At 71.6% G+C, this 1,580-nt stretch carries 2 protein-coding genes; both read left to right on the top strand.

Annotation, left to right across the window (positions count from 1 at the left end):
• Nucleotides 1-224: 224 nt before the first annotated feature.
• Entirely contained in the window at nt 225-704 is a 480-nt protein-coding gene (locus tag AB0G02_RS39385; RefSeq protein ID WP_360805377.1) for a beta-galactosidase trimerization domain-containing protein, read from the top strand.
• A gap of 124 nt (nt 705-828) precedes the next feature.
• On the top strand, nt 829-1,515 hold the full coding sequence (locus AB0G02_RS39380) for a hypothetical protein (protein WP_360805374.1): 687 nt from the start codon (nt 829-831) through the stop codon (nt 1,513-1,515).
• Nucleotides 1,516-1,580: the final 65 nt, after the last annotated feature.

The following is a 1,580-nucleotide window of genomic DNA, read 5'->3' as shown; positions in this document are numbered from 1 at the left end:
CCCATCCGGTGATCGGAGCCCGCGCCGGGCCCCCGCCGCCGGTCCACCCCGCACGCATCACGTCCGGAGGACCACCGCCATGGCCGCTCCACCCCCGCGCGTCCTGTTCGGCGCCGCGTACTACCACGAGTACCAGCCCCACGAACGGTTGAAGACCGACCTCGACCTGATGGCCGGGGCGAGGTTCACGGTGATCCGTCAACCACGGGCTGTTCCAGCGGTTCGTGGACCACCACGCCGGTGGACACCTGGTCCTCGGTCCCCGGACCGGCTACGCGGACCACGAGGCGAGGGCGCGGCCGGCGCCCGCGCCGCCGCGGCTGGTGGACGCGGCGGGCGCCTGGTACGACGAGTTCAGCAACCTCGCCACTCCCCTGCCCGTGCACGCGCCGGCGGGCAGCCCGCTCGCCGTGCCCCCCGGTGCGACGGCGACCCGCTGGGTGGAGGGTCTGACGGCGGTGGACGCCGAGGTGCTCGCGGAGTACGACCACCCGCACTTCGGCCGTTGGCCCGCCGCCACCACCCGCCGCCACGGGGCCGGCCGCGTCACGTACGTCGGCACGGTGCCGGGGCGCGGCCTCGCCCGAGCGCCGACCGCGTGGCTGGTCCCCGGGCGGTCGCCGGGTGCACGTCGTCCACAACTGGAGCGGGCGGCCGGTGGAGGTCCCCGTGCCCCGCGACCTGACCGACGTGCTCTCGGGTGACGTCGTCCGCGCCGGGGAGCGGTCCGGGGTGGACGCCTGGGGTGTCCGGGTGTTAGTGGCGGGCTCCTGACGGTACGGGAGCAGGCCGCGGCGCAAGTCCTTCATCAACTCGACGAGGAGAACAATGAAGAGAGTCATCCGAACCATCGTCCTGGCGTGCACGACGCTGCTGACGGTCGCCGTCGCCGCACCCGGCGCCGAGGCCGCGACCTGGTCGTCGGCGGACAAGTGGGCGACGTGGTCGAACGGCGGCTACACGGTCCGCAACGACGTCTGGGGCAGCGGCGCCGGCTACCAGAGCATCTGGGCGAACTCGTACGCCAACTGGGGCGTGTGGGCCAACCACCCGAACACCGGCGGGGTGAAGTCCTACCCGCACGTCGCCCGCAACATCGGTCGGCCGATCAGCCAGATCGGCAGCCTGAACAGCAGCTTCGACGTCGCGGTGCCGAACGCGGGCGCGTACGCCACGACGTACGACATCTGGTGTCAGAACAACGCCTACGAGATCATGCTGTGGGTGAACAAGACCGGGCCGGTCGGTGCGATCGGGTCCTACCAGACGACCGCGACCGTGGGCAACCACAGCTGGGACGTCTACCGCGGCAGCAACGGCGCCAACCAGGTGTTCTCGTTCATCCGGCGCGGGAACACCAACTCCGGCACCGTGAACGTCAAGGGCGTGCTCGACTGGATCCGCGGTCGTGGCTGGTTCGGTGACGTGACGGTCGGTGAGGTCCAGTTCGGCTACGAGATCACGTCCTCCAGCGGCGGCATGGACTTCCGCACCAACAGCTACTCCGTCTGGTGACGACGACCGGCTGACGAGGACCGCGCTCGAACGCCGTCCGGGCCGCCCGCGACGAACGCGGACGG

Origin of the sequence: Actinosynnema sp. NPDC023658 (assembly GCF_040639995.1) — a bacterium.
Lineage (GTDB): Bacteria > Actinomycetota > Actinomycetes > Mycobacteriales > Pseudonocardiaceae > Actinosynnema.
This window is presented reverse-complemented; position numbering and strand designations above follow the sequence as displayed.